Origin of the sequence: Pseudomonas sp. KK18, assembly GCF_037094675.1 — a bacterium.
Taxonomy (GTDB): Bacteria; Pseudomonadota; Gammaproteobacteria; order Pseudomonadales; family Pseudomonadaceae; genus Aquipseudomonas.
On sequence record NZ_CP146605.1, the window covers coordinates 4,487,711 to 4,511,442 of the forward strand.

Genomic DNA, 23,732 nt, shown 5'->3' on the forward strand with positions numbered 1-23,732 from the left:
TTCCTGCGCCTTTAGCGCGTCCATCTGTTGAATGACTGCAAAACACTGCCCAATCCGGGCAGGTAAAAAATGAACGAGTGCCAGTGGAGCTACTTTTAACACCCTGCTACTGATTCATGAAACGGCGATAACGCCCCAATGGCCGCATTGTACGGGTTTGTGTGCGCGATGCCACGCACTTGGCCCTACGTTACACAGCATAGCCAATGTTCAATTTCATAACGTTCAATTTGAGCATGCATTGTCTTTACTGACAAAGGCTTATGAGCTGTTTTTGCCAATCCAGGCTAGCTTGCCGACCGACGTACGCGATTACGACCACGCCCCCGGCATAGAGTTGCAGAAACACCCGTTCATGCTTATCTGCACCGATCCCATGTTCGGGGTAGCCCCAGAGCGTTTCGTCGACAATAATCACAGCTCTTGCAACGGACAACATCGCCGTTACCGCCCTCCCCTTCCGTAAGCCTGGATGCCATGCTGACCTGGTTACAACGCAACACCCTGACCTTCCCACCGCTGGCCAAGGCCATGCGCGAACCCAATGGCCTGCTCGCTGCCGGTGGCGACCTGTCGGCCGACCGCCTGATCCAGGCCTACCGCCACGGCTGCTTTCCCTGGTTCTCGGAAGGCCAGCCCATCCTCTGGTGGTCGCCCGACCCACGCACCGTACTGTTCCCCGATGAGCTGCACGTTTCCCGCAGCCTCGGCAAATTGTTGCGCCAGCAGCGTTACACAGTGACCTTCGACCAGGACTTCGCTGCGGTCATCCAGGCGTGCGCGGCGCCGCGCAGTTATGCCGATGGCACCTGGATCACCGAAGCCATGCAGAACGCCTACCTGCAACTGCACCAGCGCGGTTATGCGCATTCGGTGGAGGTGTGGGACGCGGGCGAACTGGTGGGCGGCCTGTACGGCCTGGCGATGGGCCAGTTGTTTTTCGGCGAGTCCATGTTCAGTCGCGCCGACAACGCCTCGAAATACGGCTTTGCCACCCTGGTTCGGCAACTACAGGCCTGGGGCTTTGTGCTGATCGACTGCCAGATGCCCACCGATCACCTGCACAGCCTCGGCGCCCGCGCCATTCCCCGCAGCGACTTCGCCAACTACCTGCGCGACCATTTGGACCAAACCAGCTCTGCTCCGTGGGTTTCCTAGGCGACTTCCCCGCACCTGGCTTACACTTATTTCAAAGCTTATCCGAGGGTTGATCATGACCGAGCTGGCGCGTTTGAAGTTTTATGCCACTCAACCCCACTCATGCAGCTATCTGCCCGATGAGCAGGCCACCACGCTGTTCCTCGACCCCAGCCAGCCGATGGACGTGCATGTGTATGCCGATTTGTCGGAAATGGGCTTCCGGCGCAGCGGCGACCACCTTTACCGGCCGCACTGCCAGAACTGCAACGCCTGCGTACCGGCGCGCATCCCGGTGGCGCAGTTCCTGCCGGACCGCAACCAGAAACGCATCCTGAAGCGCAACGCCGACCTGACCGTTACCGCCACCAAACCCGGCTTCAGCGAAGAATATTTCGACCTTTACCAACGCTACATCGAACAGCGCCACGCCGACGGCGACATGTTCCCGCCCAGCCGCGACCAGTTTTCCACCTTCCTGGTGCGCGACCTGCCCTTCTCGCGCTTCTATGAGTTTCGGCTCGAGGGACGACTGGTGGCGGTCGCCGTGACCGACCTGCTGCCCAATGGCCTGTCGGCGGTCTACACCTTTTATGAGCCCGCCGAGGAACGGCGCAGCCTGGGACGCTTTGCGATCCTGTGGCAGATCGGTGAAGCCTTGCGCCTGGAATTGGAGGCGGTGTACCTCGGATACTGGATAAAAAACTGCAAAAAGATGAACTACAAGACCCAATATCGGCCCATTGAGCTGCTAATTAACCAAAGATGGGTCACGTTGAACTAGAACCTCTTGGCTTAAACACCCTTTTTCGGGCACAATGCACGCCGCTTTTGCCTGGCGCAGTTGCACCGGGCCATTCACTGGATACCGAGGGCTTTACTGCATGTCGAAAGAAGACAGCTTCGAAATGGAAGGCACTGTCGTCGACACCCTGCCCAACACCATGTTTCGTGTGGAGTTGGAAAATGGGCACGTCGTAACCGCGCATATCTCCGGCAAGATGCGCAAGAACTACATTCGTATTCTTACCGGTGACAAAGTGCGCGTCGAACTGACGCCCTATGACCTGAGCAAAGGGCGCATCACTTACCGCGCCCGTTAATCAAGTCAATACAAAACGCCCGGTTATGCCGGGCGTTTTTGTGTGCGCGCGATTTACCTGAAACCAGAAATCCCTTGTGGGAGCGGGCTTGCTCGCGAATGCAGCGTGTCAGCCACTGATTGTGTCGACTGGCACACCGCATTCGCGAGCAAGCCCGCTCCCACATTTGATCTCCATCGGGTTCAAGGCAGCAAAAAGGCGCCTCTCGGCGCCTTTTTGTTTTGTTGCGTCAGCTATCAGGCCATTTCAGCCGTGGTTTCGAAGTCGAAGGTCAGCTCGCCGTCCTTCAGATCGATATGCACCACGCCACCATGGTCTGCCAGTTCGCCAAACAGGATCTCTTCCGCCAGTGGGCGCTTGATCTTGTCCTGGATCAGGCGAGCCATTGGCCGAGCGCCCATTGCCGCGTCGTAGCCACCTTCCGCCAGCCAGTTGCGCGCCGCGTCCGAGACTTCCAGCTGCACGCGCTTGTCTTCCAACTGCGCCTGGAGCTCGGTGAGGAACTTGTCCACCACGCTTTTGATGACCTCATGGCTGAGGCGACCAAACTGGATGATGGTGTCCAGGCGGTTGCGGAATTCCGGCGTGAAACTCTTCTTGATCACTTCCATGGCGTCGGAAGAGTGATCCTGATGAGTAAAGCCAATGGAAGCCCGCGCGGCCGTTTCGGCACCGGCGTTGGTGGTCATGATCACGATCACGTTGCGGAAGTCCGCCTTGCGCCCGTTGTTGTCGGTCAGGGTGCCGTGGTCCATGACCTGCAACAGCAGGTTGAAGACTTCCGGGTGCGCCTTCTCGATTTCATCGAGCAGCAGTACGCAATGTGGCTGCTTGGTGATCGCCTCGGTCAACAGGCCGCCCTGGTCGAAGCCGACATAGCCCGGAGGCGCACCGATCAGGCGCGAGACGGTGTGACGCTCCATGTACTCGGACATGTCGAAACGCACCAGCTCGATCCCCATGGCCTTGGCCAATTGCCGCGCCGCTTCGGTCTTGCCGACGCCGGTAGGCCCGGCGAACAGGAACGAACCGACCGGCTTGTCCGGCGACTTGAGGCCAGCGCGGGACAGCTTGATCGCGGTGGACAGCGAGTCGATCGCCGCATCCTGACCAAACACGGTCAGCTTGAGGTCGCGCTCCAGGTTACGCAGCAGCTCCCGATCGGAGGTGTTGACGTGTTTTGGCGGAATCCGCGCGATCTTCGCCACGATATCCTCGACCTGAGGCACGTCGATGCGTTTCACACGCTTCTCTACCGGCTGCAGGCGCTGGTAGGCACCCGCCTCGTCGATCACGTCGATGGCCTTGTCCGGCATGTGCCGGTCATTGATGTAGCGCGATGCCAGCTCGGCGGCTGCACGCAGCGCCTCATCGGTGTACTCGATGCCATGGTGCGCTTCAAAGCGCCCCTTGAGCCCGCGCAGGATGCCAATGGTGTCTTCTACCGAAGGCTCGGACACATCCACTTTCTGGAAGCGGCGCGCCAGGGCGCGGTCTTTTTCGAAGATCCCGCGGAATTCCTGGAACGTGGTCGAACCGATGCAACGGATATCGCCCGAAGACAGCAGCGGCTTGAGCAGGTTCGACGCATCCATCACGCCACCGGAAGCCGCACCGGCACCGATGATGGTGTGGATTTCGTCAATGAACAGGATCGCCTGCGGGCGTTTTTTCAGCTCGCCGAGCAACGCCTTGAAGCGCTTCTCGAAATCGCCACGGTACTTGGTCCCGGCGAGCAATGCGCCCAGGTCAAGGGAGTAGACGACGCTGTTGGCAAGCAGGTCGGGCACCTGGTTATCAACAATGCGTTTGGCCAGGCCTTCGGCAATCGCGGTTTTACCCACGCCTGCCTCACCGACCAACAACGGGTTGTTCTTGCGGCGACGCGCCAGGATCTGCGCCACGCGCTCAACTTCCAGCTCACGCCCCACCAGCGGATCGATCCGCCCCTGGCGCGCCAGTTCGTTGAGGTTGCTGGCATAAGCGTCCAGCGGGTTGCTCGAAGAAGAAGACTCACCGCCCTCGTCATCCTGCATATCCTGCTCACCTTCCGAGTGATCGCCATGCCCCGGCACCTTGGAAATGCCATGGGCGATGTAGTTGACGACGTCAATACGGGCAACGCTTTGCTGCTTGAGCAGGAACACAGCCTGGCTTTCCTGCTCGCTGAAGATCGCCACGAGCACATTGGCCCCTGTGACTTCGCGCTTGCCGGAGCTCTGTACGTGGAAAACGGCACGCTGCAGTACCCGCTGGAAGCCCAGGGTTGGCTGGGTCTCGCGGTCCTCGTCATGAACGGGGATCAACGGCGTGGTGGAGTCGATAAACTCCTGCAGGTCATGCTTGAGTTTGTCGAGATTGGCACCACACGCACGCAGTACGGTGGCGGCAGCTTCGTTATCCAAAAGTGCCAGCAGCAGGTGTTCGACGGTCATGAATTCATGACGCTTCGAACGGGCCTCCTTGAAGGCAAGATTGAGGGTGACTTCGAGCTCGCGGTTTAACATAGCTTCACCTCATACCCAAGTGGTCGGAGTTAACCGTCCTTCTCGATTTCACAGAGTAGCGGATGCTGGCTTTCCCTGGCGTACTGGTTGACCTGCATGGCCTTTGTCTCGGCGATGTCGCGGGTAAACACTCCACATACTGCCCGTCCTTCTGTGTGAACGGCCAGCATTACCTTGGTCGCCAACTCGCGGTTCAGGTTAAAAAACACCTCGAGTACTTCGACGACGAAATCCATCGGTGTGTAGTCATCATTGAACAAAACCACCTTGTACATCGGCGGCGCCTGTAAAGCAGGCTTGGCCTCCTGGACAGCAATGCCTGCAGAACCGTCGTCGTCTTCTTGATGATCCGGGCGATCCTGATTGAATGTTAGTCGAATCTGGCTGATTGCATGCATGGAAAGAAAGGTTCGTCAGTGGTTCAAATACAGTGGTGGGGGCGACCTGTCAGAATTTCAACTCTGACCGACTGGTCGCCTTGACTATCGGCAAATCAGTGTTACAACCAATAGAACCCACAGTGGGTAAAAAAGGTCCGCGCAGTCAACCTTATTTATTCGGGTTAGGACGGATAAACTGGATGATACTCCAGTGATGGAGTCTGGTGCAGAGGGATATGGGCATGGCGAGCGGTAAGGTCAAGTGGTTCAACAATGCCAAGGGTTACGGCTTCATCAACGAAGACGACAAGACTGAAGACCTATTTGCGCATTACTCGGCTATCCAAATGGATGGCTACAAGACACTAAAGGCAGGGCAACCGGTTTCCTTCGACATCATTCAGGGACCCAAGGGCTTGCACGCAGTGAATATCAGCGCTCCAGTCAGCGCCACTACCCCCAAAGAGGGCGTCGCTCAAAAATCAAAAAGACAACTGGCCTGATCAGCCACTGAGCAAACGCTCTAAAAAAAACCGGCCCATAAGGCCGGTTTTTTACGCCTCTGTATCAGCTTACATATGCGAAATCAGCGCATCCCCGAACGCCGACGACGACAGCAACTTGGCGCCGTCCATCAAGCGGTGGAAGTCATAGGTCACGGTCTTGGCCGAAATTGCGCCGTTGGTGCCCTTGATGATCAGGTCGGCCGCTTCGGTCCAGCCCATGTGGCGCAACATCATTTCCGCCGACAGGATCAGCGAACCCGGGTTGACCTGGTCCTTGCCGGCATACTTCGGCGCAGTACCGTGGGTGGCTTCGAACATCGCCACGGTGTCGGACAGGTTGGCGCCCGGCGCAATACCGATACCGCCCACTTCCGCCGCCAGGGCGTCGGACAGATAGTCACCGTTAAGATTAAGGGTGGCGATCACGTCGTATTCGGCCGGGCGCAGCAGGATCTGCTGGAGCATGGCGTCGGCAATGGCGTCCTTGACCACCACATTCTTGCCGGTGCGCGGGTTCTTGAATTGCATCCACGGGCCGCCATCCAACAGGGTCGCACCGAACTCTTCGGCCGCCACTTCGTAGGCCCATTCCTTGAAGGCACCTTCGGTGAACTTCATGATGTTGCCTTTGTGCACAATGGTCAGCGAGTCGCGGTCGTTATCCACGACATACTGCAAGGCCTTGCGCGCCAGGCGCTTGGTGCCTTCCAGGGACACCGGCTTGATGCCGATCCCGCAGTTCTGGTCGAAACGGATCTTGGTGACGCCCATCTCTTCCTTCAGGAACTTGATGACCTTGATCGCTTCCGGGGAGCCGGCTTTCCACTCGATGCCGGCGTAAATATCCTCGGAGTTCTCGCGGAAGATGGTCATGTCCACATCGCCTGGCTTCTTGACCGGGCTTGGCACGCCTTCGAACCAGCGCACCGGGCGCAGGCACACATAAAGGTCGAGCTGTTGGCGCAGGGCAACGTTCAGCGAACGGATACCGCCACCGACTGGGGTGGTCAGCGGGCCCTTGATGGAAACCACGTAGTCCTTGACCGCATCCAGGGTTTCCTGGGGCAGCCAGGTGTCCTGGTCGTAAACCTGGGTGGCCTTTTCGCCGGCATACACCTCCATCCAGGAGATTTTGCGCTTGCCGCCATAAGCCTTGTTAACAGCTGCATCGACCACCTTGATCATCACCGGGCTGATGTCGACGCCAATACCGTCACCCTCGATGAAGGGGATGATCGGGTTGTCAGGAACATTGAGAGAATGGTCTGCATTGACGGTGATTTTGTCGCCGACTGCCGGAACCTGAATCTTCTTGTATCCCATGCTGAACTCCATCTATGGATTGAACATCTGGCTGCGTTCGAGCCTACTCCAGATAAATGAGGACTGAAACCTCAGGCCCTGCACATTTGCGTCGAAAACAGCACATTTAGCGGCCTACAAGCTTGAAAGCAAAGGGAAAAGCGCCAATCTTGAGCACATCATGCGACTTTAGGCGCAACCCGCTGCCTGCGACCTTTAGACCAATGGACGACACACCTTTTGTATGAAGGCTCGGCGTAAGCATAGCGACCTATGTATAATGCCGCCGCTGACCAAAGAGTCACGACGGCCGACCGCTCTAGACAGACGCCCTCCGCCAGAAAAGCCGAGCTACTACAGTAGCTCACCCGCTTGACGCTCGACTGATGCAACCCAACATCACCGCGAAGAAACTTCGACATTTCGCTCATGGATGACTTTGAACGAACGCGCTTTACCCGGCGCATCTCGAGTTTCTGCGCATGCTTTCAGCAAAGAAGAGAGTTAATCCGAATATGCCCACCCGCTCGAAGATCATCTACACCTTCACCGACGAAGCCCCAGCCCTCGCCACCTATTCACTGCTGCCTATCGTAGAGGCCTTCACCGCTTCCGCTGATATTGCCGTGGAAACCCGCGACATTTCCCTGGCCGCGCGCATCCTCGCAAGCTTCCCCGAGCAACTGGGCGCCAAGGCCGTGCCGGACCACCTCGCCGAACTGGGCGACCTGGCCGTTACCCCTGAAGCCAACATCATCAAGCTGCCGAACATCAGTGCCTCGACCCCTCAGCTGCAAGCTGCGATCAAGGAACTGCAGGCCCAGGGCTACGCCCTGCCGGACTACCCGGAAACCGTAACCACCGACGCGGAAAAAGAAACCCGTGCACGTTACGACAAGGTCAAGGGCAGCGCCGTGAACCCGGTACTGCGCGAAGGCAACTCCGACCGCCGCGCCCCGCTGTCGGTCAAGAACTACGCTCGCAAGCACCCGCACAAAATGGGCGCCTGGGCTGCCGACTCCAAGTCCCACGTTGCCCACATGAGCACCGGCGACTTCTACGGCGGCGAGAAAGCCGTTCAGATCGAAGGCGCTGATGCCGTCAAGATCGAACTGATCGCCAAGGACGGTACTGCTACCGTCCTGAAGGAAAAAACCAGCGTACAAGCTGGCGAGATCATCGACACCGCCGTGCTGAGCAAGAAAGCCCTGCGCAGCTTCATCGCCGCTGAAATCGAAGACGCCAAGAAACAAGGCGTGCTGCTGTCGGTTCACCTGAAAGCCACCATGATGAAGGTTTCCGACCCGATCATGTTCGGCCAGATCGTTGCCGAGTTCTATAAAGACGCGCTGGCCAAGCACGCTGTGGTGCTGGAGCAGATCGGCTTCAACCTGAACAACGGCATCGGCGACCTGTACGCTCGCATCAAGGCCCTGCCGGCCGATCAGCAAGCGCAGATCGAAGCCGACATCCAGGCGGTATACGCTGCTCGCCCTTCCCTGGCGATGGTCAACTCCGACAAAGGCATCACCAACCTGCACGTGCCGAGCGACGTCATCGTCGACGCATCGATGCCTGCCATGATCCGTGACTCCGGCAAGATGTGGGGCACCGACGGCCAACTGCACGACACCAAGGCGGTGATCCCGGATCGCTGCTACGCCACTATCTACCAGGCAGTGATCGAAGACTGCAAGGCCAATGGCGCCTTCGACCCAACCACCATGGGCAGCGTGCCAAACGTTGGCCTGATGGCGAAAAAAGCCGAAGAGTACGGCTCCCACGACAAGACCTTCCAGATCAAGGCTGACGGCGTAGTCCGCGTCACCGACAGCAAGGGCAACCTGCTGATGGAACAGGCTGTTGAAGCCGGCGACATCTTCCGCATGTGCCAGACCAAAGACGCGCCGATCCAGGACTGGGTCAAACTGGCCGTCAACCGCGCCCGCGCCAGCAACACCCCGGCCATCTTCTGGCTGGACCCACAGCGCGCGCACGACGGCGTCGTGGTCGAGAAAGTTCAGGCTTACCTGAAAGACCACAACACCGAAGGCCTGGACATCCGCATCATGTCGCCAGTCGACGCGATGAAGTTCACCCTGGAGCGCACCCGCAAGGGCCTGGACACCATCTCGGTGACCGGCAACGTTCTGCGCGACTACCTGACCGACCTGTTCCCGATCATGGAACTGGGCACCAGCGCCAAGATGCTGTCGATCGTGCCGCTGATGAACGGTGGCGGCCTGTTCGAAACCGGCGCTGGCGGCTCGGCTCCGAAGCACGTGCAGCAACTGGTTGAAGAGAACTTCCTGCGCTGGGATTCCCTGGGCGAGTTCCTCGCCCTGGCCGCATCCCTCGAGCATTTGGGTGTGACGTACAACAACCCGAAAGCCCTGGTACTGTCCAAGACCCTGGACCAGGCCACCGGCCAGTTCCTCGACAACAACAAGTCGCCATCGCGCAAAGTCGGCAACATCGACAACCGCGGCAGCCACTTCTACCTGGCGCTGTACTGGGCTCAAGCCCTGGCGGCCCAGACCGAAGACACTGCACTGCAAGCGCAGTTTGGCGAACTGGCCAAGACCCTGACCGCGAATGAGGCAACCATCGTTGCCGAGCTCAACGCTGTCCAGGGCAAGCCAGTGGACATCGGTGGCTACTACGCACCGAACGCCGAGCTGACCAGCAAGGCCATGCGCCCAAGCGCCACCCTCAACGCGGCAATCGCTGCGCTGGTGTAAGGTTGTAAGGATGCAAAGAAGCCCCGGCCCTGTGCCGGGGTTTCTGTTTCTGGACATGGCGCTTTTATTGAAGAAACCCAATCAAAATGTGGGAGCGGGCTTGCTCGCGAATGCGGTGGATCAGTCAATACCTCTTTAACTGACACGCCGTATTCGCGAGCAAGCCCGCTCCCACACTGAATGCAATCGCGCCTGAAGACAGCGTTACACCTTGAATCGAGGCACTTTATGACCTGGCTCCCCCACATCACCGTCGCCACCATCGTCGAAGACAACGGCCGCTTCCTGATGGTCGAAGAACTCAAGGGCGGCCGCGCCGTGCTCAACCAGCCCGCCGGCCACCTCGACCCGAACGAAACCCTGACCGAGGCCGCCGTGCGCGAAACCCTCGAAGAGACCGGCTGGGACGTCGAAGCCACCGGGATTGTCGGGATTTACCTGTACACCGCTCCCAGCAATGGCGTGACCTATCAGCGCGTATGCTTCATCGCCAAGGCCCTGCAACACCACCCGGACTACCCACTGGACGACGGTATTCTGCGCGCCCGCTGGCTGACCCGTGACGAATTGATGGCCCTGCGCGAAGACTGGCGCAGCGAGCTGATTATCCGCTGCATCGACGATTATCTGGCCGGCCAGCGCCACAGCCTCGAATTGATCCGCCCTTCTCTTTAGCCTTGCAGACGCGAGCCTGCTAGAATCGCGTCCTTTTTAAAGACTCCCGTTGAAATCCTATGCGTGATCCAGCCCCTTCTGACACACAAAAGAAGCGCGTCATCGTCGGTATGTCCGGCGGCGTGGATTCTTCCGTTTCCGCCGTTCTGCTCATGGAGCAGGGTTATGAGGTGGAAGGCCTGTTCATGAAGAACTGGGAAGAAGACGATGGAACGGAATATTGCACCGCCATGGACGACCTGGCGGATGCCCAGGCCGTCTGCGACAAAATCGGCATCAAGCTGCACACCGCCAACTTCGCCGCCGAGTACTGGGACAACGTGTTCGAGCACTTCCTGGCCGAATACAAGGCCGGCCGCACACCGAACCCGGACATCCTGTGTAACCGCGAGATCAAGTTCAAGGCGTTCCTCGACTACGCGATGATCCTCGGTGCCGACCTGATTGCTACTGGCCACTACGTGCGCCGTCGCGACATCGATGGCCGCACCGAACTGCTCAAGGGCCTGGACGCCAACAAGGACCAGAGCTACTTCCTGCACGCCGTCGGCGGAGAACAGATCGCCAAGACCCTGTTCCCGGTGGGCGAGCTGGAAAAACCCGAAGTGCGCGCCATTGCCGAGAAACACGGCCTGGCCACCGCCAAGAAGAAGGATTCCACCGGGATCTGCTTTATCGGCGAGCGCCGTTTCAGCGACTTCCTCAAGCAGTACCTGCCGGCGCAACCGGGCGAGATCAAGACCACCGAAGGCGAGATCATCGGCCGTCACCACGGCTTGATGTACCACACCATCGGCCAGCGCCAGGGCCTGGGCATCGGCGGCTTGAAAGACGCCGGCGAAGAGCCGTGGTACGTGCTGGTCAAGGACCTGGAGCACAACGAGCTGATCGTGGGCCAGGGCAATGACCACCCATGGCTGTTCTCCCGCGCCCTGCTGGCCTCGGACATCTACTGGGTCAACCCGGTGGACCTCAGCAGCCCGCGCCGCCTCACGGCCAAAGTGCGCTATCGCCAAAGCGACCAGCCCTGCACCCTGGAAAAAACCGCCACCGGCTATCGCGCCACCTTCGACGACCCGCAGCGCGCCGTAACACCGGGCCAATCGGTAGTGTTCTACGACGGAGAGATTTGCCTGGGGGGCGGTGTGATCGAAGTTGCCGAACCCTGGAGCAGCCAGGCATGAGCCCGACCCAGGAGCAACTGACGGCACTGGGCGGCGTGTTTCTCGCCGCGGTGCTGGTGGACAAGATCGCCAAGACCGGCCAGGTCACCGAGGCAGGCCTGACCTGCATGCTCGGCAGCCTGCTGATCCGCGACCCGAAGGACACCCTGGAAGTGTACGGCGGCGATGACCTGGCCCTGCGCGAAGGTTATCGCGCACTGGTCGGCGCCCTCGAGCGCGATCCAAGCACCTTGCAGCGCGAGCCGCTGCGCTACGCCCTGTCGATGCTCGGCCTGGAGCGTCAATTGGCCAAGCGCGACGACCTGCTGGACACCATCGGCAAGCGCCTGCCGCAGATCCAGTCCCAGGTCGAGCATTTTGGCCCGGCCCACGAAAACGTGATCGCAGCCTGTGGCGCCCTGTACCAGGACACCCTGAGCACCTTGCGCCAGCGGATCCAGGTGCACGGCGATATGCGCAACCTGCAACAACCGAACAACGCCTCGAAAATCCGCGCCCTGCTGTTGGCCGGTATTCGTTCGGCGCGGTTATGGCGCCAATTGGGCGGTCATCGCTGGCAGTTGGTGGTCAGCCGACGCAAATTGCTGAAAGAGCTTTACCCGTTGATGCGCAACGAATAAGTCGCAGCAACCGATTTTTTTATAGCCCCACGCGTAATACGCCGGTCAGTTGGCAACGGACCGGCGGATTTTTTCATGTATGATACGCGCCCCATTTCGTTGCCCGACTGTCCGAGAACACCCCATGCAGCTTTCTTCGCTCACTGCGGTTTCCCCTGTTGACGGCCGCTACGCCGGCAAAACCCAGGCCCTGCGCCCTATTTTCAGCGAATACGGCTTGATCCGTGCTCGTGTTCTGGTTGAAGTGCGCTGGCTCCAGCGCCTGGCCGCTCACCCTGGCATCAGCGAAGTGCCGGCGTTCTCTGCCGAAGCCAACGCTGTGCTGAACGCCCTGGCGGAAAACTTCGCTCTGGAGCACGCCGAGCGTGTCAAAGAGATCGAGCGCACCACCAACCACGACGTTAAAGCCATCGAATACCTGCTCAAAGAGCAAGCGGCCAAGCTGCCGGAACTGGCCAAGGTCAGCGAGTTCATCCACTTTGCCTGCACCAGCGAGGACATCAACAACCTGTCCCACGCCCTGATGCTGCGCGAAGGCCGTGATGACGTGATGCTGCCACTGATGCGCCAGACTGCCGACGCCATCCGCGAACTGGCGATCCGTTTCGCCGACGTTCCGATGCTGTCGCGCACCCACGGCCAGCCGGCTTCGCCGACCACCCTGGGTAAAGAACTGGCCAACGTGGTGTACCGCCTGGAGCGCCAGATCGCTCAAGTCGCGGCCGTACCGCTGCTGGGCAAGATCAACGGCGCCGTAGGCAACTACAACGCCCACCTGTCGGCCTATCCTGAGATCGACTGGGAAGAAAACGCCCGCGCCTTCATCGAAGACGAACTGGGCCTGGGTTTCAACCCGTACACCACGCAAATCGAACCCCACGACTACATCGCCGAGCTGTTCGACGCGATTGCGCGCTTCAACACCATCCTGATCGACTTCGATCGCGATATCTGGGGCTACATCTCCCTGGGCTACTTCAAGCAGCGCACCATTGCCGGCGAAATCGGTTCGTCGACCATGCCGCACAAGGTCAACCCGATCGACTTCGAAAACTCCGAAGGCAACCTCGGGATCGCCAACGCCCTGTTCCAGCACCTGGCCAGCAAGTTGCCAATCTCCCGCTGGCAGCGCGACCTGACCGACTCCACCGTACTGCGCAACCTCGGCGTGGGCTTCGCCCACAGCGTGATCGCGTACGAAGCCAGCCTCAAAGGCATCAGCAAACTGGAGCTCAACGAGCAGAAGATCGCCGCTGACCTGGACGCTTGCTGGGAAGTGCTGGCCGAGCCGATCCAGACCGTGATGCGCCGCTACAACATCGAAAACCCGTACGAGAAGCTCAAAGAGCTGACCCGCGGCAAGGGCATCACCTCCGAAGCGCTGCAAACTTTCATTGACGGCCTGGATATGCCAGCCGCCGCCAAAGCCGAGCTGAAACTGCTCACCCCGGCCAACTACATCGGCAACGCTGTGGCTCAAGCCAAACGCATCTGATAGAAGCTTGACCCTTTGAGACGCCCGGCAGCGCCGGGCGTTTTTATTCCCGTCTGAAAAGTGCTTTTTTTCAATAGGTTACACATGAATCCTGACATTCCTCTTCAACTTCTGGGCGGCATCACGGCACGGGAATTCCTGCGCGACTACTGGCAGAAAAAACCCCTGCTGATCCGCCAGGCCATCCCTGACTTCGAAAGCCCGATCGACGCCGACGAACTGGCCGGCCTGGCGCTGGAAGAAGAAGTCGAGTCGCGCCTGATCATCGAACACGGCGAACGCCCGTGGGAGTTGCGCCGCGGCCCGTTCGCCGAAGATGCCTTCAGCACCCTGCCCGAGCGCGAGTGGACCCTGCTGGTGCAGGCGGTCGACCAGTTCGTGCCGGAAGTGGCCGAACTGCTGGAAAACTTCCGCTTCCTGCCAAGCTGGCGCATTGACGATGTGATGATCAGCTACGCCGCCCCGGGTGGCAGCGTGGGCCCGCACTTCGACAACTACGACGTGTTCCTGCTGCAAGGTTCCGGCAAGCGCAACTGGAAGATCGGCCAGATGTGCAACTCCGAAAGCCCGCTGCTGCAACACGCGGACCTGCGCATCCTCGCTGAATTCGAAGAGACCGCCGAATGGGTGCTGGAACCGGGCGACATGCTCTACCTGCCGCCCCGCCTGGCCCACTGCGGTGTGGCCGTGGATGATTGCATGACTTACTCCGTAGGCTTCCGCGCTCCGAGCGCCGCTGAAGTGCTGACCCACTTCACCGACTTCCTCAGCCAGTACCTGACTGACGAAGAGCGCTACACCGACGCCGATGCCCAGCCGGTCAGCGACCCGCACCAGATCCAGGGCGACGCCCTCGACCGCCTGAAAAGCCTGTTGGCCGAGCACATGAGCGACGAGCGCATGCTGCTGACCTGGTTCGGCCAGTTCATGACCGAGCCGCGCTACCCGGAACTGGTCGCCGGCCCGGAAGTGGAAGAAGAAGACCTGCTGGGCAGCCTGGAAAACGGCGCCGTGCTGATCCGCAACCCGAGCGCCCGCCTGGCCTGGTCCGAAGTCGACGACGACCTGCTGCTGTTCGCCAGCGGCCAGAGCCGCCTGTTGCCGGGCAAGCTGCGGGAACTGCTGAAGCTGGTGTGCGCCGCCGACGCCCTGCACATCGACAACCTCGGCCCATGGCTGGCGGATGAAGATGGCTGCGCCCTGCTGTGGGAACTGGTCAAGCAAGGAAGCCTGGGGTTTGCCGATGAATAAGATTCACGTAAGTGTCGCGGACTGGCAAAAGGATATCGCCGAGATACGGCGCATTCGTGAAGCGGTATTTATCGCTGAACAATCGGTTCCACCGGAGCTGGAATGGGATGCAGACGACGCGAGTGCCGTGCATTTCCTGGCGTTCGAAGGCGACTTTCCCATCGGTACTGCACGCCTGCTGCCTACCGGCGAGATCGGCCGCGTGTCGGTTCTCAAAGACTGGCGCGGCCTGAAGGTCGGCGACAAGCTGATGGAAGCGGTGATCGGCGTGGCCGAGAAACGCGGCCAGACCCGGCAGATCCTCAGTGCACAGGTCCATGCGGCGCCGTTTTATGAGCGCCTGGGCTTCAAGATTGTCAGCGATGAGTTCCTGGAAGTCGGGATTCCTCACGTTGATATGGTGCGCGAGGGCTGATCCGAGACCGCGCCGCGCCCTTCGCAGGCAAGCCAGCTCCCACATTCGATCCAGTACATCCTTTGGAATGAGGTCAAATGTGGGAGCGGGCTTGCTCGCGAAGGCGCCATCAGCAACACCTCAAAAGGCCCTGCCATCCCCCGATGCCAGGGCCTTTTGCCGTCCAGGATTCAACTTGCACCCCGCCAGGCCGACAAACTGGCAATATCTAGCCTAAATGACTCGCAGAGATAACGGACATGTCCCTACGCACCCTGCTCACCCTGTTGCTCCTGGCCACCAGTTTCTCGGTGATGGCCGCCACCGAAGTCGTGCCCCTGAGCAACCGCACCAGCGCCGACCTGCTGCCGGTGGCGCAGAACTTTATCGGCAAGGACGGCACCGTCAGCGCCTACGGCAACCAACTGATCGTGAACGCCGAGCCCGACAAGATCCAGGGCCTGCGCGCCCTGCTCGCGCAACTGGATACGCCTTCCAAACGCCTGTTGATCACCGTCGACACCAACGAAAACAACCAGCAGAGCAACGGCAACAATCAAACACAGGTCATCACCTACAGCACCGAAAGCCGTGACGGCGGGATCCAGCAGATCCAGGCCAGCGAAGGCGTGCCCGCGCTGATCCAGGTCGGCCAGAGCGTGCCCCTCACCACCACCCAGCCCGATGCCTACGGCCGCCCGCAGAACCAGACCCAGTATCGCAACGTAACCCAGGGTTTCTACGTGACGGCCAGCGTCACCGGCGAGACCGTTCACCTGAGCATCAGTACCAATCGTGACCGCATGAGCCAAGAACGTCCCGATGTAGTGAACGTGCAAAGTACCGACACAACTGTCAGCGGACGCCTGGGCGAGTGGATCACCCTGGCCGGGATCAACCGCCAGACCCAGGCCGACAAAAGTACTACAACCCGCAGCTACTCTACTCAAGGGCGCGATGACCTGACATTGCGGGTCAAAGTCGACACGCTGAACTGAAGCACCAGAAACTGACTGGCGAGTCGTATTAGACTAAAGATGTAGTGCTTTAAAAAAAGCACTACAAAACATTTGACGATCCAAAAAAGCATGGGCATGATGGCCTCGCTCCCGCTAATCAGGGGCCCTGGCAAGGGCCTTCGGATCGTCGCTCAAAGCCACCCACCTGAGCCGATTCGTGTCTGTACCGCCCACAAGGTGTGTTTGACGAGGTTGCGACTGGAACGAAGTTGTCCCGAGGGACGGAAGCTAACCAGGTAACCCGGCAACACACTGATGGATCGTACAAAGGCCCACGACGCCCGAAGACTGTTCGCAGTTCGCCCTTACCTGCTCAACTCCCCCTTGAGCCACTCGTTCATACCGTCGCCTTCCCCGCCAAGCCTGACTTGACCGCCTAAGCTTCTGGTCAGCGAGCAGCCATAACCACGCACTGATACGTGGCTGGCAAATGGAATTTTCCACCTAGACCTATGCGACGAGGTTTTTCCCCATGGCACTGACACGCGAACAGCAAATTGCAGCCCTTGAAAAAGACTGGGCTGAAAACCCACGCTGGAAAGGCGTGACCCGCGCTTATTCCGCTGCTGACGTCGTCCGCCTGCGTGGCTCGGTTCAACCTGAGCACACCTTTGCAAAACTCGGCGCCGAGAAGCTGTGGAAGCTGGTCACCCAGGGTGCCAAGCCGTCCTTCCGTCCCGAAAAAGATTTCGTCAACTGCATGGGCGCCCTGACTGGCGGCCAAGCGGTTCAACAGGTCAAAGCCGGTATCCAGGCGATCTACCTGTCTGGCTGGCAAGTGGCAGCGGACAACAACTCCGCTGAATCCATGTACCCCGACCAATCGCTGTACCCGGTGGACTCCGTGCCAACCGTGGTCAAGCGCATCAACAACTCGTTCCGCCGTGCCGACCAGATCCAGTGGAAAGCCGGTAAAGGCCCGGGCGATGAAGGCTACATCGACTACTTCGCACCGATCGTTGCAGACGCTGAAGCCGGTTTCGGTGGCGTACTGAACGCCTACGAGCTGATGAAGAGCATGATCGAGGCAGGCGCTGCCGGCGTTCACTTCGAAGACCAGCTGGCTTCGGTGAAGAAATGCGGCCACATGGGCGGCAAGGTACTGGTTCCAACCCAGGAAGCTGTTCAAAAGCTGACGGCTGCTCGTCTGGCTGCTGACGTTGCTGGCACTCCGACCATCATCCTGGCCCGTACCGATGCCAACGCGGCTGATTTGCTGACCTCGGATTGCGACCCGTACGACCAGCCGTTCGTGACTGGCGAACGTACCCAGGAAGGTTTCTATAAAGTGCGCGCCGGTCTCGACCAGGCGATCGCTCGTGGCCTGGCCTACGCGCCGTACGCCGACCTGATCTGGTGCGAAACTGCCAAGCCGGACCTGGACGAAGCTCGCCGCTTTGCCGAAGCCATCAAGAAGGAATACCCGGATCAACTGCTGTCCTACAACTGCTCGCCTTCCTTCAACTGGAAGAAGAACCTGGACGACGCGACCATCGCCAAGTTCCAGCGTGAACTGTCTGCCATGGGCTACAAGCACCAATTCATCACCCTGGCCGGCATTCACAACATGTGGCACAGCATGTTCAACCTGGCGCACGACTACGCCCGCAACGACATGACTGCCTACGTGAAGCTGCAGGAACAAGAGTTCGCTGATGCTGCCAAGGGTTACACCTTTGTGGCGCACCAGCAGGAAGTGGGCACCGGTTACTTCGACGACATGACCACCGTGATCCAGGGCGGCACCTCGTCCGTGACTGCGCTGACCGGTTCGACCGAAGAAGAGCAGTTCCACTAAGTACTGAGTACACGGCCACTGCGGCCCCACGGAAGACCTAACCGCAGTGCCGCACGATCTGACGCCCCGACTGGTTCGGGGCGTTTTTTTGGGCGCCTGAAAAGCACTGGTGTGTGAGAGCAGCCACGGTCAACTGTAGGAGCTGGCTTGCCTGCGATGCCGACAACTCGGTTTCTGCGATACACCGAGGCGATGCCATCGCAGCCAAGCCAGCTCCCACAGGAAAGCACAGCGGCACGCGCCTTGGCCCAGCCTTTGATTGGGCTTTTGAATATGTGCCCCTGCGCGCCCTCGCCAGCCGATTTCGATCAAAACATTGATCCAGAGCGCTATTCCCATCTGCAAAACCAGTTAAAAGATCCGCTTTACCAACTAGCATCACCCGCACAAGTAACAACAACTTCCCGCGCTAAACCCCGAACAGTTGTTTAAAACCCACGCAAACAATATTCATTATCATTTAGAGCATGAAAACTTCTTTACCGGTTAAACAAAACACAATTCGTGAAAAGCCCGCTAATGCCCGCAGCACAAGGGCTACAGCCCCAAGAAGGTGCACTATGTCCTTATTCCATCGAATAATTTCGCTATAGGAATTTTACTTGCCCGGTGTTTAGCCATAAAATCACCGCGATTGATTGCGCTGCGACATATCGTCACTGCATCGTTACTTTTTCGAGCTCAGAGACCTTTGCTCTCTGTTAAGGATTTCCAGCATGACCGAAGCGACAGGACTCATGGCCCACAACTGGGGCTTTGCCATTTTCCTCCTCGGTGTAGTCGGCCTTTGCGCCTTCATGCTCGGCGTCTCCAGCCTCCTCGGGTCAAAAGCCTGGGGCCGCAGCAAAAACGAACCGTTCGAGTCCGGCATGCTACCTACAGGTGGCGCCCGCTTGCGGCTCTCAGCCAAATTCTATCTGGTCGCGATGCTCTTCGTGATCTTCGACATCGAAGCCCTTTTTCTCTTTGCCTGGTCTGTGTCCGTCCGCGAAAGCGGCTGGACCGGATTCGTCGAAGCCCTCGTTTTCATAGCAATTCTGTTGGCAGGCCTTGTCTACCTATTTCGAGTGGGCGCCCTTGACTGGGCTCCGGAAGCTCGTCGCAAGCGGCAAGCGAAGCTGAAACAATGAGGCTTTGGCGATGCAATACAATCTCACCAGGATCGACCCGGATGCTCCTAACGAGCAGTACCCAATCGGCGAACGGGAAACCGTTTCCGACCCGTTAGAAGACCAAGTCCACAAAAACATCTACATGGGCAAGCTGGAAGACGTGCTGAGTGGCGCGGTCAACTGGGGACGTAAGAACTCCCTGTGGCCGTACAACTTCGGTCTATCCTGCTGCTACGTGGAAATGACCACCGCCTTCACGGCGCCCCACGACATCGCGCGCTTTGGCGCCGAAGTTATCCGGGCATCGCCGCGTCAGGCGGATTTCATGGTTATCGCCGGTACCTGCTTTATCAAGATGGCGCCGATCATTCAGCGTCTCTACGAGCAAATGCTCGAGCCAAAGTGGGTTATCTCCATGGGTTCGTGCGCCAACTCCGGTGGCATGTACGACATCTACTCCGTGGTTCAGGGGGTGGACAAGTTCCTGCCCGTGGACGTCTACGTGCCTGGCTGCCCGCCCCGCCCTGAAGCATTTCTGCAAGGCTTGATGCTGTTGCAGGAATCGATTGGCAAGGAGCGTCGTCCACTTTCCTGGGTTGTCGGAGATCAAGGCGTATACCGCGCCGAGATGCCGTCACAAAAGGAACAGCGCCGCGAACAGCGTATTCAGGTAACCAACCTGCGCAGCCCCGACGAAGTCTGATCCAGAACCGCTTCTTTTATAGAACGAAAACCTGGCTTCATTCTTTACGTTGACCGAAAGCGATAAAAAACCATGACTACAGGCAGTGCTCTGTACATCCCGCCTTATAAGGCAGACGACCAGGATGTGGTCGTCGAACTCAACAACCGTTTTGGCCCTGACGCCTTCACCGCCCAGGCCACACGCACCGGCATGCCGGTGCTGTGGGTGGCGCGTGCCAGGCTCGTCGAAGTCCTGAGCTTCCTGCGCAACCTGCCCAAGCCGTACGTCATGCTCTATGACCTGCATGGCGTGGACGAGCGCCTGCGCACCAAGCGCCAGGGGCTGCCGAGCGGCGCCGACTTCACCGTGTTCTACCACTTGATGTCGCTTGAACGTAACAGCGACGTGATGATCAAGGTGGCCCTCTCCGAGAGCGACCTGAGCGTTCCGACCGTGACCGGTATCTGGCCCAACGCCAACTGGTACGAGCGTGAAGTGTGGGACATGTTCGGCATCGATTTCCCGGGCCACCCGCACCTGTCGCGCATCATGATGCCGCCGACCTGGGAAGGTCACCCGCTGCGCAAGGACTTCCCTGCCCGCGCCACCGAATTCGATCCATTCAGCCTGACCCTCGCCAAGCAACAGCTTGAAGAAGAGGCTGCGCGCTTCCGTCCGGAAGACTGGGGCATGAAGCGCTCCGGCACCAACGAGGACTACATGTTCCTCAACCTGGGCCCGAACCACCCTTCTGCTCACGGTGCCTTCCGCATCATCCTGCAACTGGACGGCGAAGAAATCGTCGACTGCGTACCGGACATCGGCTACCACCACCGTGGTGCCGAGAAGATGGCCGAGCGTCAGTCGTGGCACAGCTTCATCCCGTACACCGACCGTATCGACTACCTCGGCGGCGTGATGAACAACCTGCCGTACGTGCTCTCGGTCGAGAAGCTGGCCGGCATCAAGGTGCCGGACAAGGTCGACACCATCCGCATCATGATGGCCGAGTTCTTCCGGATCACCAGCCACCTGCTGTTCCTGGGTACCTATATCCAGGACGTCGGCGCCATGACCCCGGTGTTCTTCACCTTCACCGACCGTCAGCGTGCGTACAAGGTCATCGAAGCCATCACCGGTTTCCGCCTGCACCCGGCCTGGTACCGCATCGGCGGCGTCGCCCACGACCTGCCGCGTGGCTGGGAACGCCTGGTCAAGGAATTCATCGACTGGATGCCCAAGCGTCTGGACGAATACCAGAAAGCCGCCCTGGACAACAGCATCCTCAAGGGCCGGACCATCGGCGTCGCCCAGTACAACACCAAAGAGGCCCTGGAATGGGGCGTCACCGGTGCTGGCCTGCGTTCCACCGGTTGCGATTTCGACCTGCGTAAAGCACGCCCGTACTCCGGCTACCAGAACTTCGAATTCGAAGTGCCGCTGGCGGCCAACGGCGATGCCTACGACCGCTGCATCGTGCGCGTCGAAGAAATGCGCCAGAGCCTGAAGATCATCGAACAGTGCATGCGCAACATGCCGGAAGGCCCGTACAAGGCGGATCACCCGCTGACCACGCCGCCGCCGAAAGAGCGCACGCTGCAACACATCGAAACCCTGATCACGCACTTCCTGCAGGTTTCGTGGGGCCCGGTAATGCCGGCCAACGAGTCCTTCCAGATGATCGAAGCGACCAAGGGTATCAACAGTTATTACCTGACGAGCGATGGCGGCACCATGAGCTACCGCACCCGGATTCGCACGCCAAGCTTCCCGCACCTGCAGCAGATCCCTTCGGTGATCAAAGGTGAAATGGTCGCGGACTTGATTGCGTACCTGGGTAGTATCGATTTCGTTATGGCCGACGTGGACCGCTAAGCATGAATAGCACGCTTATCCAGACAGACCGTTTCACCTTGAGTGAAACCGAGCGCTCGGCCATCGAGCACGAGCTGCATCACTACGAAGACCCGCGCGCGGCGTCGATCGAAGCCTTGAAGATCGTCCAGAAGGAACGTGGCTGGGTGCCGGACGGCGCCCTCTACGCCATCGGCGAGATCCTCGGCATCCCCGCCAGCGACGTTGAAGGCGTGGCGACGTTCTACAGCCAGATCTTCCGCCAGCCGGTCGGCCGCCACATCATTCGCGTGTGCGACAGCATGGTCTGCTACATCGGTGGCCACGAGTCCGTGGTCAGCGAGATCCAGAGCAAGCTGGGCATCGGCCTGGGCCAAACCACTCCGGACGGGCGCTTCACGCTACTGCCGGTGTGCTGCCTGGGCAACTGTGACAAGGCGCCGGCGTTGATGATCGACGACGACACATTCGGCGACGTGCAGCCTGCTGGCGTCACCCAATTGCTCGAGGGCTACCCATGACCCTGACTTCCTTCGGCCCTGCCAACCGCATCAAGCGGTCGGCCGAGACTCACCCGCTGACCTGGCGCCTGCGTGACGACGGCGAGCCTGTATGGCTTGACGAGTACCAGGCCAAGAACGGTTACGCGGCCGCGCGCAAAGCCTTTGCCGACATGGCCCAGGACGACATCGTCCAGACCGTGAAAGACGCAGGCCTTAAGGGCCGCGGCGGTGCAGGCTTCCCCACCGGTGTCAAGTGGGGCCTGATGCCAAAAGACGAATCCATCAACATCCGCTACCTGCTGTGCAACGCGGATGAAATGGAGCCGAACACCTGGAAAGACCGCATGCTGATGGAGCAACTGCCCCATCTGCTGATCGAAGGCATGCTGATCAGTGCCCGCGCGCTGAAAACCTACCGTGGCTACATCTTCCTGCGTGGCGAATACACCACCGCCGCCAAGCACCTGAACCGTGCCGTGGAAGAAGCCAAGGCCGCTGGCCTGCTGGGCAAGAACATCCTTGGTTCGGGTTTCGACTTCGAACTGTTCGTGCACACCGGCGCCGGGCGTTATATCTGCGGTGAAGAAACCGCACTGATCAACTCCCTCGAAGGCCGCCGCGCCAACCCGCGTTCCAAGCCGCCCTTCCCTGCCGCCGTGGGCGTGTGGGGCAAGCCGACCTGCGTGAACAACGTTGAAACCCTGTGCAACGTGCCGGCAATCATCGGCGACGGCGTGGAGTGGTACAAATCGTTGGCCCGCGAAGGCAGCGAAGACATGGGCACCAAGCTCATGGGCTTCTCCGGCAAGGTCAAGAACCCGGGCCTGTGGGAACTGCCTTTCGGCGTGACCGCACGCGAGCTGTTCGAGGACTACGCCGGCGGCATGCGCGATGGCTACACCCTCAAGGCCTGGCAGCCAGGCGGCGCCGGTACCGGCTTCCTGTTGCCAGAACACCTGGACGCTCAAATGTACGCCGGCGGCATCGGCAAGGTGGGCACCCGTATGGGTACCGGCCTGGCCATGGCCGTGGACAACACCGTGAACATGGTGTCGTTGCTGCGCAACATGGAGCAATTCTTCTCCCGCGAATCCTGTGGCTTCTGCACCCCGTGCCGCGACGGTTTGCCATGGAGCGTCAAGCTGCTGATGGCCCTGGAAAACGGCGAAGGCCGCGAGGGCGACATCGAGACCCTGCTGGGTCTGGTCGGTTTCCTCGGCCCAGGCAAGACCTTCTGTGCTCACGCACCGGGCGCCGTGGAGCCATTGGGCAGCGCGATCAAATACTTCCGCTCGGAGTTCGAAGCCGGCATCGCGCCTACCAGCGCCGCCGTCCCGCCTCTGGCAAGGCCGATCGTAGTCGGCGCGTAACGCTTAAAAAGGCGAAGGGTCCGTGCCCTTCGCTTTCTCATGTGCTGACGCCTTCAAGGCTGTGTTGATGCACATGAATAACAAGATTCCATTAGC

21 protein-coding genes are annotated in these 23,732 nt (G+C 59.6%); 18 read left to right on the forward strand and 3 right to left on the reverse strand.

Annotated elements, in window-relative coordinates; genetic code table 11:
* Positions 1-477: 477 nt before the first annotated feature.
* From aat to infA, 3 genes are all read left to right on the forward strand, one after another.
* Positions 478-1,158 (forward strand): leucyl/phenylalanyl-tRNA--protein transferase, encoded by a 681-nt coding sequence (gene aat / locus V6607_RS20360; protein WP_003219611.1) that lies wholly within the window; start codon positions 478-480, stop codon positions 1,156-1,158.
* Between the two features lie 55 nt (positions 1,159-1,213).
* A complete protein-coding gene (locus V6607_RS20365) occupies positions 1,214-1,921 on the forward strand; it encodes an arginyltransferase (RefSeq protein ID WP_003219609.1) in 708 nt (235 codons plus the stop codon).
* Between the two features lie 100 nt (positions 1,922-2,021).
* A complete protein-coding gene (infA, locus tag V6607_RS20370; RefSeq protein ID WP_002553999.1) occupies positions 2,022-2,240 on the forward strand; it encodes a translation initiation factor IF-1 in 219 nt (72 codons plus the stop codon).
* A gap of 236 nt (positions 2,241-2,476) precedes the next feature.
* Here infA and clpA read toward each other — a convergent pair whose 3' ends face one another.
* Together clpA and clpS are read right to left on the reverse strand one after the other, a co-directional pair.
* A complete protein-coding gene (clpA, locus tag V6607_RS20375; RefSeq protein WP_003219606.1) occupies positions 2,477-4,747 on the reverse strand; it encodes an ATP-dependent Clp protease ATP-binding subunit ClpA in 2,271 nt (756 codons plus the stop codon).
* Between the two features lie 29 nt (positions 4,748-4,776).
* On the reverse strand, positions 4,777-5,145 hold the full coding sequence (clpS, locus tag V6607_RS20380) for an ATP-dependent Clp protease adapter ClpS (RefSeq protein WP_003219604.1): 369 nt from the start codon (positions 5,143-5,145) through the stop codon (positions 4,777-4,779).
* Positions 5,146-5,369: 224 nt separating this feature from the next.
* Here clpS and cspD point away from each other — a divergent pair, with 224 nt between their 5' ends.
* Positions 5,370-5,630, forward strand: coding sequence for a cold shock domain-containing protein CspD (gene cspD, locus V6607_RS20385; protein ID WP_166742174.1), 261 nt, complete (start codon positions 5,370-5,372; stop codon positions 5,628-5,630).
* Between the two features lie 69 nt (positions 5,631-5,699).
* Here the strand turns inward: cspD and icd are convergent, their stop codons facing one another.
* Positions 5,700-6,956 (reverse strand): NADP-dependent isocitrate dehydrogenase, encoded by a 1,257-nt coding sequence (gene icd / locus V6607_RS20390; protein ID WP_003219599.1) that lies wholly within the window; start codon positions 6,954-6,956, stop codon positions 5,700-5,702.
* A gap of 494 nt (positions 6,957-7,450) precedes the next feature.
* Between icd and V6607_RS20395 the strand changes: the two genes are divergently transcribed.
* The 14 genes from V6607_RS20395 to nuoF all read left to right on the forward strand — a co-directional run bounded on the left by V6607_RS20395 (position 7,451) and on the right by nuoF (position 23,636).
* A complete protein-coding gene (locus tag V6607_RS20395; protein WP_134326932.1) occupies positions 7,451-9,676 on the forward strand; it encodes an NADP-dependent isocitrate dehydrogenase in 2,226 nt (741 codons plus the stop codon).
* 228 nt (positions 9,677-9,904) lie between these two features.
* Positions 9,905-10,351 carry an NUDIX hydrolase gene (locus tag V6607_RS20400; protein ID WP_008431568.1) on the forward strand — a complete coding sequence of 149 codons (447 nt, stop codon included), beginning with the start codon at positions 9,905-9,907 and terminating at the stop codon, positions 10,349-10,351.
* Positions 10,352-10,410: 59 nt separating this feature from the next.
* The gene (mnmA, locus tag V6607_RS20405; protein WP_003219588.1) at positions 10,411-11,535 is read left to right on the forward strand and encodes a tRNA 2-thiouridine(34) synthase MnmA; all 1,125 of its coding nucleotides are present in this window, start codon (positions 10,411-10,413) and stop codon (positions 11,533-11,535) included.
* The gene (gene hflD, locus V6607_RS20410; RefSeq protein ID WP_003219586.1) at positions 11,532-12,155 is read left to right on the forward strand and encodes a high frequency lysogenization protein HflD; all 624 of its coding nucleotides are present in this window, start codon (positions 11,532-11,534) and stop codon (positions 12,153-12,155) included. The genes mnmA and hflD overlap by 4 nt, the downstream gene beginning before the upstream one ends.
* A gap of 124 nt (positions 12,156-12,279) precedes the next feature.
* A complete protein-coding gene (gene purB / locus V6607_RS20415) occupies positions 12,280-13,650 on the forward strand; it encodes an adenylosuccinate lyase (protein ID WP_003219584.1) in 1,371 nt (456 codons plus the stop codon).
* Positions 13,651-13,734: 84 nt separating this feature from the next.
* Positions 13,735-14,901, forward strand: a complete 1,167-nt coding sequence (locus tag V6607_RS20420; RefSeq protein ID WP_003219582.1) for a cupin domain-containing protein — start codon at positions 13,735-13,737, stop codon at positions 14,899-14,901.
* Entirely contained in the window at positions 14,894-15,316 is a 423-nt protein-coding gene (locus V6607_RS20425) for a GNAT family N-acetyltransferase (protein ID WP_003219580.1), read from the forward strand. The genes V6607_RS20420 and V6607_RS20425 overlap by 8 nt, the downstream gene beginning before the upstream one ends.
* A 239-nt stretch (positions 15,317-15,555) precedes the next feature.
* A complete protein-coding gene (locus V6607_RS20430; protein ID WP_003219578.1) occupies positions 15,556-16,293 on the forward strand; it encodes a secretin N-terminal domain-containing protein in 738 nt (245 codons plus the stop codon).
* A 493-nt stretch (positions 16,294-16,786) separates the two neighbouring features.
* Positions 16,787-18,112, forward strand: coding sequence for an isocitrate lyase (gene aceA / locus V6607_RS20435; RefSeq protein ID WP_003219577.1), 1,326 nt, complete (start codon positions 16,787-16,789; stop codon positions 18,110-18,112).
* Between the two features lie 716 nt (positions 18,113-18,828).
* A complete protein-coding gene (locus tag V6607_RS20440) occupies positions 18,829-19,242 on the forward strand; it encodes an NADH-quinone oxidoreductase subunit A (RefSeq protein WP_003219575.1) in 414 nt (137 codons plus the stop codon).
* Positions 19,243-19,252: 10 nt separating this feature from the next.
* A complete protein-coding gene (locus V6607_RS20445) occupies positions 19,253-19,927 on the forward strand; it encodes an NADH-quinone oxidoreductase subunit B (protein ID WP_003219572.1) in 675 nt (224 codons plus the stop codon).
* Between the two features lie 72 nt (positions 19,928-19,999).
* Positions 20,000-21,784, forward strand: a complete 1,785-nt coding sequence (gene nuoC, locus V6607_RS20450; protein WP_003219570.1) for an NADH-quinone oxidoreductase subunit C/D — start codon at positions 20,000-20,002, stop codon at positions 21,782-21,784.
* Positions 21,785-21,786: 2 nt separating this feature from the next.
* Positions 21,787-22,284, forward strand: coding sequence for an NADH-quinone oxidoreductase subunit NuoE (gene nuoE, locus V6607_RS20455; RefSeq protein WP_003219568.1), 498 nt, complete (start codon positions 21,787-21,789; stop codon positions 22,282-22,284).
* Positions 22,281-23,636, forward strand: coding sequence for an NADH-quinone oxidoreductase subunit NuoF (gene nuoF, locus V6607_RS20460; RefSeq protein ID WP_003219566.1), 1,356 nt, complete (start codon positions 22,281-22,283; stop codon positions 23,634-23,636). The genes nuoE and nuoF overlap by 4 nt, the downstream gene beginning before the upstream one ends.
* Positions 23,637-23,732 lie beyond the last annotated feature (96 nt).